Consider the following 18,215-nt stretch of genomic DNA (forward strand, 5'->3'; position numbering starts at 1 on the left):
GTGGGTGTGTGGCCAGGTGGAGCAGGCGTGACATGGCTACGGAGAACGTCACCCGTCAAGGGTCAGAGCGGCGAGAGCGGACGGTCGGATCGGTTGAGTGCCCCCACGGTGTACGACGTCGCCGAGCGGTCCGGCGTCTCCATTGCCACGGTTTCGCGGGTCTACCGCAATCCGGACTCCGTACGCGCCCAGACCCGCGACCGTGTGCTGGAGGCCGCCCGCGCGCTCGGGTACGTACCGAGCGGCAATGCCCGCGGTCTGGCCAGCCGGACCACCGGCGTCCTCGGACTCTGTTTTCCCGACTACGCGGACCCGGACGCCGAGACCGACGCGGAGGCGGAGGCTGAGGCCGACGACTCCGCGGTGATGCTCTACTCCGACCAGATCATCCGCGGTATGGAACGGGCCGCGCGGCGGCACGGGTACGCGCTGCTGATCGCCGCCTCGCTGGTGGGCGGGCCGGAGAGCCTGGTGGCCAAGGTCGCGGGACGGGTGGACGGCTTCGCCGTACTGGCGAGGACCGTGCCCACCGAGGACCTTGAGGTGATCTCGCGGCGGCTCCCGGTGGTGATGCTGGCCGGGCCACGCGAGATCGACCACCTCGACCACATCGAGGTGGCGAACTCCGACGGGGAACGGGAGTTGGCCCGCCATCTGATCCGTGACCACGGGCTGCGCCGACTGGCCTTCGTGGGCGGCCAGCGGGAGTCGCCGGACGCGGAGGCGCGGTTCCGCGGCTACCAGGAGGCGTGCCGGGAGGCCGGCCTCCCCGTCGCCGACGAGCCGGACCTGCGCGGCGAGATGATGACGCAGGCGGACGGCGAACGGACGACCGACGCGCTCCTGGACCGCGCCGCCGCCGGGCGCGAACGGCCACAGGCGATCCTCTTCGCCAACGACCAGATGGCGATCGGCGCGCTGCACGCGCTGGAACGGCGCGGGGTGCGGGTGCCCGACGACATCGCGGTGACCGGCTTCGACGGCATCCCGCTGAGCCGGATGGTCCGGCCGCCTCTGACGACGGTCCGCCAGCCGATGCGCCGCCTGGGCGAGGAGGCGGTTGAGCTCCTGATCCAGCGCCTGGCGGACCCCACCCGCGACCCGGTGTCGCTGATGCTCCCGGTCTCGGTGGCCCGCCGCACAAGCTGCGGCTGCGCCTGAGGAACGCCCCCGCGAGCCCGCAGGCGCGGTTTCCGCGCCTGCGCCACAACCGGAATCACCGCAACTACTTCCGCAACGCAAACTGCCCATCTAGCCTGCGGAGGCGGGCGTTCCGGATGTCCTACATGTTGCACGAGTGTGACCAAAGCCCCTCTTGCGGTTCCCGAAAGGCCTGCAGCAGAGTGATGTATGCGCTTACAGGCAGCGCATACATCGGTGAGCTCAAGGAGGAGCCGTCCATGCATCGCACCGCCAGAACCGCCTCTGCCGCCATCGCTCTCACGATGGCCGCCGGAATAACCGCATGCGGCAGCTCGGGGGGCGAAGGGGTCGCCGCCGACAAGAAGCAGACCCTCACCGTGTGGGCCATGGGCGCCGAGGGCGAGAAGCTCGCCGAGGTGGCCAAGGTGTACGAGGACGCGAACCCCCACATCACCGTCAAGGTCACCCCCATCGGCTGGGACGTCGCCCACCAGAAGCTGATATCCGCCGCTGCCGCCGGCACCCTGCCGGACGTGACGCAGATGGGCAGCAGCTACATGGGCGAGTTCGTCGAACTCGGCGTCCTCGAACCGGTCGACACCAAGACCTTCAAGAAGGACACCTTCTTCCCGGTCGCCTGGGATCAGGGCACCGCGGACGGCGAGACCTACGGCGTCCCCTGGTACGTCGAGACCCGCGTCCTCTACTACCGCACCGACCTGGCCAAGAAGGCCGGCATCACCAAGCCCCCCACCACCTGGCCGGAACTCCAGCAGGCGGCCACCGACTTCCAGGACAAGGCCGGCACGAAGTGGGGCATCTACTTCCAGCCCGGCGGCCTGGACGCCGTACAGAGTTGGTACCCCTTCCTGTACTCGGCCGGCGGCGCGATCGTCTCCGACGGCAAGGCCGCCATGGACACCCCGGAGACCGTGCGGGCCCTCAACGAGTACGGCACGTACTTCGACAAGGGTCTGTCCACAAAGAGTTTCCAGCCCGGCTACGACGTCCTGAAGGACTTCAACACCGGCGACGTCCCGATGTTCTACTCCGGTCCCTGGACCATGGCGGGTATCAACGACAACTACCCGGACCTCAAGGGCAAGTGGGCCATCGCCAACGTCCCGGCCGACCAGGGCTCCGTCTCCATGGCCGGTGGCTCCAGCCTCGTCGTCTCCAAGGACAGCGAACACAAGGAAGCCGCCACCCAGTTCCTCAGCTATCTCACCAGTACCGAGGGCCAGAAGGACTGGTTCAAGCGCTCGGGCGACCTGCCGGCCAACACCAGCGCCTGGGACTCCGGCGAACTCGCCGCCGACGCCAACTTCAAGATCTTCCGTGAGCAGATGGAGACCGCCCAGTCCTGGCCGGTCATGCCCGAGTGGACGGAGATCTCCTCGAAGGCCGACGACGCCATTTCGCAGGTGACCCAGGGCAAGGCATCCGCCGAGGACGCCGCGAAGAAGGCCCAGTCCGAAATTGAAGGGCTTGTGAAGTAGTCGTCATGAGCGCCACGACCGAACCGGCCGCCGAAGCGGCCCCGATGAAGACCGGGCCGGGAGCACACCCCCCGCCCGGCGGACGGAACCGCGGCAAGCGGCAGCCCGTCGCCGTGCAGCACCTGGCCGGCTGGCTGTTCTCCACCCCCTTCCTGGTGCTCTTCGCCGTCTTCATGGCTCTGCCGATCGTCGCGACGCTCGTCATGAGCTTCACGGACTTCGGTCTGCGCAATGTCACCGATCCTTTCTCGGCGGAGTTCATCGGCCTGGAGAACTACACGAAGCTGCTCGACGACGAGAAGTTCCTCAAGGCGCTGTTCAACACCGCGTACTTCGTGGTCGTCGGCGTACCGCTGACCGTATGCCTCGGGCTCGGCGTCGCCGTCCTGCTCAACAACGGCATCGACCGGGCCCGTACCTTCTTCCGCGTCGGCTTCTACGCCCCGGTCGTGACCAGCATCGTCGCGATCGCGGTCGTCTGGCGCTTCGTCCTCGACCCGTCCGACGGACTGATCGCGGGCCTCGCCTCCGAAGTCGGCCTGACCTCACCGGACTTCCTCGGCTCCGAGGCACTTGCCATGCCCTCGCTGATCGTGATGGCCGTGTGGCGCAATCTCGGCACGGTCATGGTGCTCTTCATCGCGGGTCTCCAGGCCATTCCGCCCGAGGTACGGGAGGCGGCGCGGCTGGACGGCGCGAGCACCTGGCAGGAGTTCCGCCGCATCACCGTCCCGCTGTTGCGGCCCACGATGCTCTACACCACGGTCATCACCACCATCGGCTATCTCAACGTCTTCGAGGAGCCGTTCGTGATGACACAGGGCGGGCCCTCGGACAGCACGCTCACCGTGTCGCTGGCCATGTACCGCGAGGGCTTCAACTTCTTCCACATGGGCTACGCGAGCGCCATGGCGTATGTGCTCTTCGTCGTGATCATGGCGATCACGGTGCTCCAGCTCCGTCTGCTGAAGGACAACACGAAATGAGCGCCGCACGCACCACCACACCACCGCCCCCGCCCTCCGTACCCACCGGCCCGGAGGACCCCAGGGGTCCCAAGGACCCCCGGGGTCCGGGCTGGTCCGGCCCCAGGGCCGGCGATTCCGTTCCGACATCGAGCGGCGGACGGCTGAGGAAGTCCGGCGTCTATGTGCTGCTCTCGATCGGCCTGCTGCTCATGGTGGCGCCCTTCCTGTGGATGGGCCTGTCGGCCTTCAAGACGGACCAGGAACTGACAGCCAACCCACCGGTGTGGATCCCCACCGAGTGGACCTTTGAGCACTTCGGGGAACTGCTCGACCGTCTCGACATCCCGCTCTACTTCTTCAACTCCCTCACCGTGGCCGTCCTGGTGACCGTCTCCAATCTGGTGTTCTGCTCGATGCTGGGCTACGCGCTGGCCAAACTGCGGTTCGGCGGCCGGAACAAGGTCTTCGCGCTGGTACTCGCCGCCCTGATGGTGCCCGGCAACCTGATGCTGCTTCCGCTCTTCGTCCTGATGAGCAAGCTCCAGTTGATCGACAGCTACGCGGGGCTGGTACTGCCGTTCGCCGCCCAGGCATTCGGCGTCTTCCTGATGCGGCAGTTCATGCAGTCGATCCCGGACGAACTGCTGGAAGCGGCCCGCATCGACGGCGCCGGCGAGTGGTACATCTTCTGGCGGATCGCGATGCCGCTGGTCAAACCGGCGTTGGCGACGCTCTCGATCCTGATCTTCCTGGGCTCCTGGAACAACTTCGTCTGGCCGCTGATCGCGACGAACGACCCGGAGAAATACACCCTCCCGGTGGCGCTCGCCACCTTCGCCACCGACCCCAACCAGTCGGCCGGCTCCAACGGCATGCTGATGGTCGGCTCCCTCCTGATCATCCTGCCGGTGCTGCTGGTCTTCATCGTCCTGCAACGGCACTTCACCCAGGGCCTCGCCACCACCGGCATGAAGTAGCCACCGCCTCAGCCCTTCCAGCCCCCTCCCCGGCGCGTACTGCGGCTCCGACGCCGACGCCGACGCCCACGCCGCTGTAGCGCCGCGCACTCACCGACGAAAAGGTTTGTACCACCATGACCGAGAAGTCCACCGCTCGCGCCGACTGGGAGACCCGTATCGGGAAACCCAGCGATCAGCGGCTCACCGGCATCGGGGAACTCCCCGCCCCCGGCGGCCTGTCCGCCGAGGACGGCACCGGCCATGTGCTGCTCACCTGGCAGCCGGTCGCGGGCGCGCTCGGATATCTCGTGCACCGCGCCGACTCCGTCGAGGGGCCTTACGAACCGCTCGACCACCTCGGCGGCGATGTGCTCGCCGTGCCCCATCCCCCGTACGCCGACACCCTCGCCGAGCCTGGCCACGGCTACTTCTACAAGGTCGCCACCTGGTCCGACACCGGGGCCGGCGCCCTCTCCGCACCGGCCCCCGGCTGCGCCAGAGCCGCAGGATCCAGCCCCGCCCCGGTCACCGTCACCGTGGACGCGGCGGCACCCGCCACTCCCCTCCCCGGGGTCTGGAACAGGATGATCGGCGCCGAGCACTTCTCGCTGCTGACCTGGGACAAGCCGGGCGCCGGTGGCTCGGACGTCGCGAAGGAGTACGCGCGCGCCCTGGAGATCGTCCGCGACGAGATCGGCGTCCGCTCCGTCCGGGCGCACGGCACCTTCCTCCCGGAGACGCTGACCGTCCAGCCCGACGGCTCCTTCGACTTCTCCGGCCTGGACGCGGTCTATGACCGATTCCTGGCCACCGGTCTCCAACCCGTCGTCGAACTCTCCTTCATGCCCAAGGAACTCGCCGCCGATCCGCACTACACGGTCTTCGACTATCAGGCCCTGGTGTCCAAGCCCGCCGTGTGGGAGCACTGGGGCGATCTCTGCCGCGAGTTGACCGTCCACCTCCAGGACCGGTACGGCAGGGACACCGTCGCGGGCTGGGAGTTCGAGGTCTGGAACGAGGCCAATCTGGAGGTCTTCTGGAACGGCACCCAGGACGACTACCACCGGCTCTACGAGGTCGCCGTCCGCGCCGTGAAGGGTGTTGACGAACGGATCAGGGTCGGCGGCCCGTCCTCCGCGGCGGCGGGCTGGGTCGGCGCGCTTCTTGAGTACTGCCAGGAGCGCGACGTACCCATCGACTTCATCTCCACCCATACCTACGGCAACGCCCCACTGGACTTCCGTCCGATGACGCGCGCGTTCGCGGAAGCGACCGGCAGGCCAGAGCCGGAGATCCTGTGGACCGAGTGGGGCGTCACCCCCACCCACTTCCACCGGGTCAGCGACTCCGTATTCGCCGCTCCGTTCGTCCTGCGCGGCATGAAAAGCGCCCTGGCGTCCACCGACGCGCTCGCCTATTGGGTCGCCTCCGACCAGTTCGAGGAGTTGGGCTGGCCGCCCCGCCTCTTCCACGGCGGATTCGGTCTGCTCACGGTCGGCAATCTGCGCAAGCCGCGGTTCTGGGCGCTGTACCTCCTGTCCCAACTCGTCGGCGGGCGAGTCCCCGCGGCGGTCGGCGGAGACGGCGCCGAAGCGCTGGTGGAGTCCCTTGCCACCCGCGCCGACGACGGCTCCACCGTCGACGTACTGCTCTGGAACGGCACGCTCGACCAGTCCAAGATCGACGGCACCACGCTGCTGGACCGCACGGCGACCGTGCGGATCGAGGGACTTGAGCCGGACACCACCTACGCCGCGCTCTCCCGCCGGGTCGACGCGCAGCACTCCAACATCCAGGCCGTCTGGAACGACCTCGGCGGCGGCGACTGGCCCGACGATCCCCAGTGGGCGAAGCTGCGGTCCGCCGACGAACTGCCCGAGGAACCCCTCGCGCCCGTACTCACCGACGACACGGGCACGGCGACGCTGACCGTCCCGCTGCCCAACCCGGGCATCCGCTTCCTGCGTCTCGCCCGCGCCTGATCCACCCCACATTCCCGGGGGTCGGCGGCACCTGACCGCCGTCGGCCCCCGAACCAGCACCGCCGCCATGGCCGGACCCCCCGCAACACCTCTGGCCATGGCGGCGGCCACAGACCTGGCCCAGGCACCGGCCCTGGCCACAACTCCACATCTGCCAAGGGGAGCTGGACTCTCATGGACCGTCGTACGTTTCTCGCCGCTGCGGGAACCGGGGCCACCGCCCTGTCCCTCGGAGCCGTCACCACACCCGCCGTATCCGCGCCGGCCTCGGCCGCGTCGCGTGCTCGTGTTGTTCATGCCTCTGATACACCGCTGCTGCGCCGCTGGTTCCGCGATACGTATCACTCGATCGAGGTAATGACGACCGACATCGGTCTCGCCGCCGACAAGATCAACCTCGATGCGCCGGGCGGGCCCGTCCCCTCGCAGAACACCTCGCCGACCAATATCGGCTGCGGTCTGTGGTCCACCGTCGCCGCCGCCGGACTCGGCGTCATCGACCAGGACACCCTGCACCGCCGGCTCGACCTCACCGTCACCGCCGTCGAGAAGCTGGAGCGCCACCACGGCTTCTGGCTCAACTGGTACGACGCCCACGACGGCTCGGTGCTCACCAACTGGCCCGGCACCGGCGACCCGGTCCGTCCCTTTCTCTCCTCGGTCGACAACGCGTGGCTCGTGACGGGTCTGCTCATCGCCGCCGACGCGGACAGCCGACTGCGCCGCCGGATCGGCAAGATCCTCGCCACCGCCGACTGGTCGTACTTCTACACGCCGTACGACGCCGCGGACCCGGTGGCCGGCCCCGGCCAGCTTCGCGGCGGCTTCTGGACCGACACCGGCGAGCCGACGGCCCACCACTACGGAGCGCTCAACACCGAGCCGCGCATGGCCAGTTACCTGGGAATCGCGGACGGCAGCCTGCCCTCGGACCACTACTGGCACATGTTCCGCACGATGCTTCCCGAGCACGGCCAGGAGCAGCCGCCCGGCGGCGCGTACGACACGGTCGACGGCGTCCGTTTCTGGCAGGGGCACTACACCTACCGGGGCCGCAAGCTGGTCCCGACCTGGGGCGGCTCGATGTTCGAAGCCCTGATGGTGCCGCTGTTCGTGCCCGAGCCGGAGTGGTCGCCCCGCTCGTGGGGCACCACGCACCGGCGCTTCGTCCGCTCCCAGATCGAGCACGGCATGGAGGAGGCGGAGTACGGCTACTGGGGGTTCTCCCCCGCCGAGGTGCCCGAAGGCGGTTACCAGGAGTACGGCGTGGACGCGATCGGCATGAACATCGACGGATACGCCTCCAACACCGACCGCACCTATGTCACGCACGGTCAGCCACTGCCGCCCGCCTCCGCGTACACCAACGGGGTCGTCACCCCGCACGCGTCGTTCCTCGCCCTGCCCTACGCACGGTCGGAGGCCCTGGCCAACCTTCACGCGATCGCGGACGACTTCGGCGCGTACGACGACGGCTACGGTTTCCGCGACTCGGTCAATGTGGGGACCGGACATGTCAGCAGTTCGGCTCTCGCGCTGGACCAGGGCATGATCGCCGCCGCTCTCGCCCAGGAGCTGAGCCCCGGCCTGCTCCAGCGTCCCTTCCGCACCGGCGGTTTCGCTTCGCGCATCCGTCCGATGCTCGCCAAGGAGCGCTTCAGCATCTGATGACCGCCCCGAATTCCGCGGGCCGACCGGCGCCGCCCTGTGTGTGGCGCCGGTCGGAACGGGGCCGACCAGGCACTTCCTGTGCCTCCACAGCCCGCGCACCGTCCGGTCGCGGACAACCGAAGCCGGACATAGCCTCCCAGATGTGAGACGGACAGCAAGCCGCGACCGGACTCGTACAGCGGGCCGGAGCCTCCTGGCCCTGCTGGTGGCGGTTGGGTGGCTGCTGATGCCCGCCGTCTCGCCGGACGCCCGCGCCGAAGATCCCGTCACCCTCTCGCGCCAGGGACAGATCACCGACAAGGTCGGTGCCCTCGACGGCCGCGAGACAGCGGTCACCGCGTCCCTCGACCGGCTGTACAGCGACAGCCGCATCCAGCTTTTCGTCGCCTACGTGCGTGACTTCTCCGGCCGCACCGCGCAGAGCTGGGCCGACGCGACGGCCGAACGCAACGGGCTCGGGCGCGACGACATCCTGCTCGCCGTCGCCACACACGACCGGCAGTACGCGTACTCCGCCACCACCGACGGTCCTCTTACGGAGACCCAACTCGCCGACGTGGCGAGAACGGCCGTCGAACCGGCTCTCCGGGAGAGCGACTGGGCTGGCGCCGCGATCGCGGCGGCGAACGGCTACCGCGCGGTCGCGGCCGGCGCACCCGTCCCTACACCCGCCGTCACCCCCGGCCCGGCGGACCCCGGCGCCGACATCTCCTCCAACAGATCAGGCAGCGCTCTCGTCCTGCCCGTCGTCCTCGTGGGCTGCGCGGTGGCACTCGCCGCGTACGCCGCCGTCAAACGTAAGCGCCGCGCCTCGACCCGTACGACGCCCAAGGGCGGACAGGAAGGCTGGGGAGAGCCGGGGCAGCCGCCGCGGACCGCGCTGCCGGAGCTCGACCGGCGGGCGGGACTGGCCCTCGTCGACACGGACGACGCCGTGCGCACCAGCCAGGAGGAACTCGGCTTCGCCGCGGCACAGTTCGGCGAGGACGCCGCGCGACCGTTCCAGGACGCGGTGACATACGCGAAGGGCGAGCTGACGGCCGCCTTCCGGCTGCGTCAGCAGCTCGACGACGCGTTCGAGGAGGACGACAACACCCGGCGTCGCATGCTGAACGAGATCATCGCCCGGTGCACGGACGCCAACAGCCGGCTGGACGCCGAGTCGGCGGACTTCGACGCGCTGCGCGCCATGGAGCGCAACGCCCCGGAGGCGCTGACCGCCGCCGAGACCGCGTTCCGGGAGCTGACGGACAGGACCGCGACGGCCGCCGCCACACTCGCCGCGATGCGCGAGCGGTACGCGGAGTCGGCCGCCGCCCCGGTCGGCGGTGCCGTCGAACAGGCCGACGACCTGTCCGTGTTCGCGACGAGCAATCTCGACGACGCGCGCCGCTCGATCCAGTCGGGCGACAACGGCCGCGCGGCGGTGCATGTACGGGCGGCGGAGAGCGCCATCGGGCAGGCGACGACCCTGGCCGACTCGGTGGAGCGGCGCGCACTCGAACTCGCCGAGGCCGCCGGCAAGCTCCCCGGCGCGCTCACCGAGACACAGACGGACCTGGCGGACGCGCGCGGCCTGCTCGAAGGCACCGCGGAAGGCACGTCCACGGCCGATCTCCAGGGTCGGATCGCACGTGCGGAGACGGTGGTGGCCGACGTGCGGCGGGAGCAGGACGCCGGGCTTTACGACCCGATCGACGCCCTGCGCAGGGTCGAGGAGGCCGACGCGGTGCTGGACGAAGCCCTCGCGGGCGCGCGCGCCCGCGAGGAGGGGGGACGGCGGGCGTCGGCGCTGCTGGACCGGGCGCTGCTCGGCGCCCGCTCGGCGATCGGCGCCGCCGGCGACTACATCGCGACGCATCGCGGTGCGGTGGGCAGCGAGGCCCGCACCCGGCTGACGGAGGCCCAGCGGCGGCTCGAGCAGGCCGGGACGCTGACGGAGCTGGGCGATGCGCCGGGCGCGCTGGCCGAGGCCCAGCACGCGGACGGCCTGGCCAGGCAGGCGCAGAGCCTCGCCGAGCAGGATGTGCGGTCGTTCGGGAACCGATCGGGCCCCGGCGGTGTAACAGGGGCAGGAAGCGGGCTCGGCGGTGCCGTGCTCGGCGGGATCATCCTCGGCGGCCTGTTCGGCGGCGGAGGCGGACATGGTGGGGGTGGGGGCTTTGGCGGGGGTTTCGGCGGAGGTCATGGGGGTGGCCGTGGCGCTGGTCCTGGCAGTTTCGGGGGCGGTGGCACGCGTGGCCGGATGGGCGGCGGCGGCCGTTTCTGACGCTACTCCCCTTGTCTCTCACGCGAAGAAGGAGCAGCACGATGACGAAGCAGACGATCCTCGGCCGCGTCACCCAACTGGCGAAGGCCAATATCAACGATGTGCTGGACCAGGCCGAGGATCCGCAGAAGATGCTCGACCAGCTCATCCGCGACTACACGAACAACATCACGGAGGCGGAGGAGGCCGTGGCCGCCACGATCGGGAATCTGCGGCTGCTGGAGCTGGACCACCAGGAGGACCTGGACGCGGCTCGGGAGTGGGGCGAGAAGGCGCTGGCGGCGAGCAGGAAGGCCGACGAACTGCGCTCGGGCGGCCAGGGCGAGGACGGCGACAAGTTCGACGGGCTGGCCAAGGTGGCGCTCGGCCGTCAGCTCCGGTCGGAGAGCGAGGCGAAGACCGCCGAGCCGACGATCGCGTCCCAGACAGAGGTGGTCGCGAAGCTCAAGGCGGGGCTGGACCAGATGAAGGCCAAGCTGACGCAGTTGCAGTCGAAGCGCGACGAGTTGGTGGCCCGGTCCAAGTCGGCGCGGGCGCGGAATCAGATGATGGACGCGGCCAAGAACATCAATGTGCTGGATCCGACGAGCGAGTTGGGCCGCTTCGAGGACAAGGTGCGGCGGGAGGAGGCCAGGGCGATGGGCAAGCAGGAGCTGGCCGACTCGTCGCTGGACGCCCAGTTCGAGCAGTTGGACAGTCTCGGGGACACGGCGGAGATCGAGGCACGTCTGGCCGCGCTGAAAGGCGCCTGACACCTCCGGCTCAGCTCCGGCGGGCGGGTCCGGTGGGCCCGGCCCGGCCGACCGGTTCGGGTGGTGGGCCGGCCGGCGGGGACGGTCCGGGGTCAGAACATGCTGAGGAGCTGTTCGACGGTGGGCTCCGCCGTCGAGTCCCCGTCGGGCAGGGCGAGTTCGAACCAGACTGTTTTACCCTGCGGGGTCCGGCGCGATCCCCAGGCCGCGCTGAGCAGCCCGACCAGTTGGAGGCCCCGGCCGCCTTCGTCGGTGTCGCGCGCCCGTCGCCTGCGCGGTTGTACGAGCCCCGCGTCCCACACCTCGCAGACGAGCGTGCGGTCGCGGAGCAGGCGCAGCCTGATCTCGCCCTCGCCATAGCGCATCGCGTTGGTGACCAGCTCGCTGACGAGCAGTTCGACGGTGTCCACCAGCGGTTCGAGCCCCCAGGACAGGAACTGGGCGCGGGCGACCTCGCGGGCGCGGCCGACGGAGCGTGGCTCGCGCGGCAGTTGCCAGTCGCCGACTGCGTCGGCGGGCAGGCCCTGTATGCGGGCCATCAGCAACGCGATGTCATCCTCACCGTGCCGGGTGTCGAGCGTGTTGAGTACGTGGTCGCAGACGTCTTCCAGGGGGCGTACGGGATTGGTGAGCGCCCGGCGGAAGGCCGTCAGCCCCTCGTCGATCGGATGGTCGCGGGACTCGACGAGGCCGTCCGTGTAGAGCGCGAGCAGTGCCTCTTCGGGAAGTTCGACCTCGACCTGCTCGAACGGCTCTCCGCCGACGCCCAGCGGCATTCCGGGCGGTACGTCGAGGAGCAGCGCCTCTTCGCCGGGTTCGACCAGTACGGGCGGGGGGTGTCCGGCGTTGGCGAAGGTGCAGCGGCGGGTGACCGGGTCGTAGACGGCGTAGACGCAGGTCGCGAGATACACCTCGGAGAGGTCGGCGTCCCGCGACTTGTGGGCGACGCGCGAAGCCTGCTGGGCGCCGCTCGGTGTGCCGAGGCCACGGGCGATCTCGTCCAGTGCGGACAGGACCTCGGCCGGCTCCAGGTCGAGCAGTGCCAGGGTGCGTACGGCGGTGCGCAACTCGCCCATGGCGACGGCGGCGCGCAGTCCCCGTCCCATGACGTCGCCGACGACCAGCGCGGTGCGGTGGCCGGGCAGTTCGATGACATCGAACCAGTCGCCGCCGACCTCGGTGGCGGTGTTCCCCGGCAGATAGCGGCAGGCGATGTCCAGCCCGGCTGCTTCGGGGTCGCCGGGCGGGAGCAGACTGCGCTGCAGTATCAGCGCGCGTTCGTGCTCCCTGCGGTACAGGCGGGCGTTGTCGATGCAGACGGCGGCGCGCGCCGCGAGTTCCACGGCGAGGGCGCGGTCCCGTTCCCCGAAGGGCTCGCTGCCCTTGGTCCGGGAGAACTGGGCGAGTCCGACGACGGTGTCGTGCGCGACCATCGGCACGGCGAAGGTGGACTGGATGAGGCTGCCCGCCCCGCCGGGCACCGTCTGGACCCGGGCGGTGCGCAGGGCGTTCGCGCAGGGCGAGTTGAAGGGGTAGCGGTGGACGGAGCCGACCGAGGGAGGCTCGACCGCGCCTTCACCCGTCAGGTCGGCTCCGAGCAGGGGTGCGTCGGCGACGGCGCTGGCGAAGGCGACGCGCCGCAGGGTGGCGCTGCCGCCGCCGGACTCGGAGCCGGAGGAGCCGCCGCGTCCGGGCGGAGCCTCGTCGCCGGTCAGCAGCCCCTGGTAGAGGTCGACGGACGCGAGGTCGCAGAAGCCGGGGACGGCGACGTCGAGGAGTTCTTTGGCGGTGGTCTCCAGGTCGAGGGAGTTGCCTATCCGGGCGCTCGCCTCGTTGAGGATCGCGAGGTTGCGGCGGGCGCTGGCGGCCTCACGTGCGGCGATGTGACGGCGTGTGACGTCGCTGCCGAGTCCGGCGACTCCTATGGTGCGGCCGGCTCCGCTGAGTACGCGGTAGAGGTTGACCGACCAGTGCCTGCGTTCCTTGCTGCCCGGGGCGACGCCGACTATCTGGATGTCGGTGGCGGATTCGCCGGTCTCCAGGACCCGCTTGAGAGAGGCGTTCAATCGCTCGGCCTCGGGGCGGGAGAGATAGTCGTGGACGGTGCGCCCGTGGTGGTCCTCTGCCGTGCCGCCGAAGACCGCGGCGAAACGCCGGTTGGCCCGCTGGACGGTGAGGTCCGTGCCGAACAGCACGAAGCCGAAGGGAGATTGGCCGAAAATGGCCTGCGACGAGGCGAGATCCGTCTCGATCTGGCGAAGTGCGCGGACGTCCACGACGATGCAGAGTGCGGCCCGTTCACCGTTCTCGGTCTCGCTGGGCATGACATAGACCTCGGCGAGGCCGTGCAGCCCGAGTTCGCCGGGCACCTGGAACGGGACCAGCCCGGTCCACTCCTTGCCGTCCAGAATCTCGGCGATCTTCCTGCGCCCTCGCGGACGCAGGTCGGAGGGTACGAACACCTCGATCGGGTCCTTGCCCCTGACCTCGTCCGGAGCGATCCCGAACAGCTCGGCGGCTCGCAGACTCCACTGGTCGACCAGCCCGTCGGGGCCGATCGAGAAGGAAGCGACTCTTATGTAGTCATAGATCGAGCCGGGCGGACTGCTCTGCCACACGACGTCGCCCGCCGTTCCAGGTATCTCGCTCACGCGACCGTCCCCTCCAGCTCACGCACCGGACCGGCCATCCCCGCAGTATTCAGCACTACGGCCCTGACAGGTACGGCGTTCACGATCACAGCACAGTCTCGTTCTTTTTGAGCCGGGACTCACGTGATCGTTGTTTCCCTCCACACTCCTAACCAGGGAGCGGCAGCTCGAACCACACCGTCTTGCCCGTCTTCCCCCGGCGTGTACCCCAGCGGCGCGCGGAGCAAGCGACGAGCTGGAGCCCACGGCCCCCTTCTTCATCAGGGCCGGGAGACCGCGCGGTCGGCGGATCGGGGAGCGGATCGGACACCTCCACCAGCAGCGCGGCACCGGTGAGGTCCGCGGGGCCCACGGGAACAATGGCCAGCCTGACACCGATCGGGCCCGACGCGTACTGCAGGGAGTTGGTGACCAGCTCACTGACCAACAGCACGGCCGAGTCGCGAACGTGGTGGTCGAGCCGCCAGAGGTCGAGGGTGTCGCGTACGGCGTGGCGTGCGGTACGTACGGCATCCGGCTCGGCAGGGAAGGTCCACTCGGCGTAGGTGCTCTCCGCCTCGATCAAGCCGACCACTTCCCCAGACTGACAGCAGGCCCATGCCCTTTATAGGGGGGTTGGTCAGCACATACCCGGAATACGAGAGGAACTATCTTGACGGAGGGTCATGTCAGCTCCCCAGCCGCTCTGAGGTCGTCGAAGAGAATCTGGTCGACGGGGGCCACCAGGCCCCGGTCGCCGTAGGAGAGCCAGCGGATCTCCTCGATCTCGTTGCTGGCAGCCGGCGTACCCCGGTAGTCGCCGGAGTAACAGCTCATCCGGACGACGACGCCGTCCGGCTGGCCGTGGGCCTGGGCCTCGTACGTACCGAGATGGGCCGTCGTGGCCGGAAGGACGGCCACGGCCAGCTCCTCCTCGACCTCGCGCAGCAGGGTCTCCAGATCGGTCTCCGTGCCTTCGCGCTTGCCACCGGGGATGTAGAACACATCCTTCCCACGGGAACGCGCACAGAGGATCCTGCCCTGCTCCACTCGGACCCACGCGACTGTGTCGATCAAGACCGTTGCAGCTCCGCCCTCACTCATGCGCCGGAGCGTAACGCGATGGACCGCGTCCGATCGACCGGGGGTCGCGATCCGGAGCCGACGAGGTCAGCGGCTGGTCTGGCTCAGACGCTCGACCCAGTAGAGCTGCTTGTGACCGTTGCTGCCGAGGCCGTCGACGATCTTCTGCGCCTCGTCCTTCGTGGCATACCTGCCCACGCGATACCGGTTTCCGTTGTCGTCCTGACGTATCACCAGCCAGGGAAGTGCAGCGCCACCGTCAGTCATCGCGCCCCTCCCGCCATTGGCCCACACCACTCGAACGATCTCTTGGAAACCCCAATCCGCATATGCCCGAGCCTACGCCTGACCTTCACTCAGCGGAGGCGCGTTTACACAAAGAGGTACACATCTGGCCAAGAAGATTCGGACCTTGAGGCACGCGCTTGGGCGCGCGCCCGTCATCTCCCCATGTCCGACGCCCTGTTGAGGCGCCACTTCATGGTCGTGGAGAGATGACGGCGACGCTTCGATCCGCCGCTGACCACCGATCCGTCATCTGACCGGAAGGTGATAGGCGATGCGGTACCGGTCCGCCGGAACAACCACGTCCGCCGTTTCGACCGCACGCCCGGACGCGTAGTAGGTCCGCTCCAGGACCATCACCACATGGCCGGGCACACCACCGAGCGACAGAAGCTCCTCCGCCAGCCCCGGGCGCGCACCGACCTCCTCGACCACGTTGTCCACCACGATGCCGATGGCCGCCATCCGCTCCACGACCCCGCTGCCTCCGAGCGGCCCCTCCTCGGGAAGCATCACCGGCGTGCGCCCGGTGACCTCCAGCGGCTCCCAGGAGGTGGAGAGCATCATCGGCTCCCCCGCGTCCCTGAAGACATAGCGCGTACGCATCACCGGGTCGCCCGGCTCTATGCCCAGGCGCGTGGCGATCTCCGGCGCCACCACGTCCCGGTCGCTGCTCGACTCCCACGTCCCGCGCACGCCGTCCTCGGCCTGCTCCTGCCGGAAGGGGTTGGCGCCGGACGGCGGCCGGTAGCCGGAGCGGGCGATACGACGCGGCACGGGCCGCTCACGTACGTACGTACCGGACCCGGAACGGCCCTCGACAAGCCCTTCCGCCATCAGCACCTTGCGGGCTTCCAGGGCGACCGTGTCCGAGACGCCGTACTCCTCGCGGATACGGGCCTGGGACGGCAGTCGGGTGTGCGGCGGCAGAGCACCGTCAACGATCTTCTGCCGAAGATCACTCGCGACGCGCAGATAGGCCGGCTGCTCACCGAATGCCACGGGCCACTCCCAACAGGTTGACAGACAGCAACACCCTGGCAACCGTTGGTTGTTGACCGCAAGCATGGGCCACGGCTTCACCTGGAGTAAGAACAGGCGTTCTACGCAGGACCTTTGCCACGGACCCGGCCCCGCGTCTGTCAGTCCACCCAGTACGTGTCGTGCTTGAGGAAGAACGCCGTCCGCTCGTCGTCCGTCATCTCGCCGACCGTGGAGACCTTCTCGAAGTACTCCTCGCGGGGCGCCCCGGGCGCGAACAGGATCAGCGTGGAGGCGGGTTCGTCCGAATCATTGCGAAAGCCGTGCAGCCCGCCCGGCGGCACGTACAGGAAATCGCCCTTCTCCGCGTCGATCCAGCGCTCACCGTCGTACAGCCGGACCGTCCCGTCGAGGATGTAGAACGACTCCGAGATCGTCTTGTGGAAGTGGGTGCTCGGGCCGCCTCCCCTGGGCAGCATGTCCATCCGGTAGAGCCCGAACTCACCGCCCGTGGACACACTGGAAGCCACGAAGTGCGTCTCGGCGCCCGACGGAGACCGCACGTCGGCGGGGCTGTCCGCAGGCCGGAAGACCGCGTTGACCTCGCCCCTGTCCCCGAGATGGCGGGGTTCCGGATACGACATGCTCCGCACTCCTTGAACGTGATGTGTCGACGCGCGGCCGGCCGGTCACGCGTCAACCATCATGCCCACCAAGCGTTTTCTCCGCGCGGAAACGGGCAGCGGGGCGCTCGTCAGACGTTGAACCGGAACTCGACCACGTCGCCGTCCTGCATCACGTAGTCCTTGCCCTCCATGCGGGCCTTGCCCTTGGCGCGGGATTCGGCGACCGAGCCCGCCTCCACCAGGTCGGCGAAGGAGATGACCTCGGCCTTGATGAAGCCCTTCTGGAAGTCGGTGTGGATCACACCGGCCGCCTCGGGGGCCGTCGCGCCCTGCTTGATCGTCCAGGCGCGGGTCTCCTTGGGGCCTGCCGTGAGGTACGTCTGGAGGCCCAGGGTGGCGAAGCCGACGCGGCCCAGGGTGGCGAGGCCGGGCTCGTCCTGGCCCATGGACTGGAGCAGTTCCAGGGCCTCGTCGTCGTCCAGTTCGATCAGTTCGGACTCGATCTTGGCGTTCAGGAAGATCGCCTCGGCCGGGGCGACCAGGGCGCGCTGTTCGTTCTTGAAGTCCTCGTCGACCAGTTCGTCCTCGTCGACGTTGAAGACGTACAGGAAGGGCTTGGTGGTGAGCAGGTGCAGCTCGTGGAGGAGGCGGCCCTTCTCCGTGCCCGCCGAGATGCCCGCGGCGAAGAGAGTCGTACCGGCTTCGAGGATCTTCTGGGCCTCCTCGACCGCCGCCAGGACGGCGACCTTCTCCTTCTGGAGGCGGGACTCCTTCGTCAGCCGGGGGACGGCCTTCTCGACCGACTGGAGGTCGGCGAGGATCAGCTCGGTGTTGATCGTCTCGATGTCGTCCTTCGGCGAGACCTTGCCGTCGACATGCACGACGTTCTCGTCCTTGAAGGCCCTGATGACCTGGCAGATCGCGTCGGACTCACGGATGTTCGCGAGGAACTTGTTGCCCAGGCCCTCGCCCTCCGAGGCGCCGCGCACGATGCCCGCGATGTCGACGAAGTCGACTGTCGCCGGGAGGATCTTCTGCGAATCGAAGATCTTGGCGAGGACGGCCAGCCGGGGGTCGGGGACGCCGACGACGCCGACGTTGGGCTCGATCGTGGCGAACGGGTAGTTGGCCGCCAGCACGTCGTTCTTGGTCAGGGCGTTGAAAAGGGTCGACTTGCCGACATTCGGCAGACCGACGATTCCGATCGTGAGCGACACGTTGGCGACTTCCTGAAGTGAGGACTGGCGGAGCCTGTACGGCCGGGGCGGCCTGTACTGCCCGGATGCGGGCCGATCCCCCAGTTTACGGGCGGGCCGTCCCGGCGGCCGACGGCAGTCGGTGCGGCAGTCCGTACAGCAGTGCGTACG

At 69.1% G+C, this 18,215-nt stretch carries 15 protein-coding genes; 8 read left to right on the top strand and 7 right to left on the bottom strand.

Annotated elements, in window-relative coordinates:
- Positions 1-93: 93 nt before the first annotated feature.
- The 8 genes from OG329_RS13175 to OG329_RS13210 all read left to right on the top strand — a co-directional run bounded on the left by OG329_RS13175 (position 94) and on the right by OG329_RS13210 (position 11,243).
- The gene (locus tag OG329_RS13175) at positions 94-1,161 is read left to right on the top strand and encodes a LacI family DNA-binding transcriptional regulator (RefSeq protein ID WP_405795099.1); all 1,068 of its coding nucleotides are present in this window, start codon (positions 94-96) and stop codon (positions 1,159-1,161) included.
- 239 nt (positions 1,162-1,400) lie between these two features.
- Positions 1,401-2,642, top strand: coding sequence for a sugar ABC transporter substrate-binding protein (locus tag OG329_RS13180; protein WP_405795101.1), 1,242 nt, complete (start codon positions 1,401-1,403; stop codon positions 2,640-2,642).
- Positions 2,643-2,647: 5 nt separating this feature from the next.
- Complete coding sequence (locus OG329_RS13185; protein WP_405795103.1) at positions 2,648-3,628, top strand: carbohydrate ABC transporter permease; 981 nt, start codon at positions 2,648-2,650, stop codon at positions 3,626-3,628.
- Entirely contained in the window at positions 3,625-4,587 is a 963-nt protein-coding gene (locus OG329_RS13190) for a carbohydrate ABC transporter permease (RefSeq protein WP_405795105.1), read from the top strand. The genes OG329_RS13185 and OG329_RS13190 overlap by 4 nt, the downstream gene beginning before the upstream one ends.
- A 116-nt stretch (positions 4,588-4,703) precedes the next feature.
- Positions 4,704-6,551: a GH39 family glycosyl hydrolase gene (locus OG329_RS13195; RefSeq protein WP_405795107.1), complete on the top strand. Its 1,848-nt coding sequence runs from the start codon at positions 4,704-4,706 to the stop codon at positions 6,549-6,551.
- Between the two features lie 174 nt (positions 6,552-6,725).
- Positions 6,726-8,219 carry a glucoamylase family protein gene (locus OG329_RS13200; protein ID WP_405795109.1) on the top strand — a complete coding sequence of 498 codons (1,494 nt, stop codon included), beginning with the start codon at positions 6,726-6,728 and terminating at the stop codon, positions 8,217-8,219.
- A gap of 229 nt (positions 8,220-8,448) precedes the next feature.
- Positions 8,449-10,491 (top strand): TPM domain-containing protein, encoded by a 2,043-nt coding sequence (locus tag OG329_RS13205; protein WP_405801806.1) that lies wholly within the window; start codon positions 8,449-8,451, stop codon positions 10,489-10,491.
- A 41-nt stretch (positions 10,492-10,532) separates the two neighbouring features.
- A complete protein-coding gene (locus OG329_RS13210) occupies positions 10,533-11,243 on the top strand; it encodes a PspA/IM30 family protein (RefSeq protein WP_405795110.1) in 711 nt (236 codons plus the stop codon).
- Positions 11,244-11,335: 92 nt separating this feature from the next.
- On the opposite strand, the gene OG329_RS13215 is transcribed toward OG329_RS13210, so the two are convergent.
- The 7 genes from OG329_RS13215 to ychF form a co-directional block, all read right to left on the bottom strand.
- Entirely contained in the window at positions 11,336-13,894 is a 2,559-nt protein-coding gene (locus OG329_RS13215) for a SpoIIE family protein phosphatase (RefSeq protein ID WP_405795111.1), read from the bottom strand.
- Positions 13,895-14,042: 148 nt separating this feature from the next.
- Entirely contained in the window at positions 14,043-14,468 is a 426-nt protein-coding gene (locus OG329_RS13220) for an ATP-binding protein (RefSeq protein WP_405795113.1), read from the bottom strand.
- 89 nt (positions 14,469-14,557) lie between these two features.
- Entirely contained in the window at positions 14,558-14,977 is a 420-nt protein-coding gene (locus OG329_RS13225) for an NUDIX domain-containing protein (protein WP_405795115.1), read from the bottom strand.
- 66 nt (positions 14,978-15,043) lie between these two features.
- Positions 15,044-15,223, bottom strand: a complete 180-nt coding sequence (locus tag OG329_RS13230) for an SPOR domain-containing protein (protein ID WP_405795117.1) — start codon at positions 15,221-15,223, stop codon at positions 15,044-15,046.
- A gap of 267 nt (positions 15,224-15,490) precedes the next feature.
- Positions 15,491-16,243: a GntR family transcriptional regulator gene (locus OG329_RS13235; RefSeq protein WP_405795119.1), complete on the bottom strand. Its 753-nt coding sequence runs from the start codon at positions 16,241-16,243 to the stop codon at positions 15,491-15,493.
- 140 nt (positions 16,244-16,383) lie between these two features.
- The gene (locus OG329_RS13240) at positions 16,384-16,866 is read right to left on the bottom strand and encodes a cupin domain-containing protein (RefSeq protein ID WP_405795121.1); all 483 of its coding nucleotides are present in this window, start codon (positions 16,864-16,866) and stop codon (positions 16,384-16,386) included.
- Between the two features lie 110 nt (positions 16,867-16,976).
- Entirely contained in the window at positions 16,977-18,065 is a 1,089-nt protein-coding gene (gene ychF / locus OG329_RS13245; protein WP_383640270.1) for a redox-regulated ATPase YchF, read from the bottom strand.
- Between the last annotated feature and the right edge of the window lie 150 nt (positions 18,066-18,215).

Source organism: Streptomyces sp. NBC_01506 (assembly GCF_045040295.1).
GTDB lineage: Bacteria > Actinomycetota > Actinomycetes > Streptomycetales > Streptomycetaceae > Streptomyces.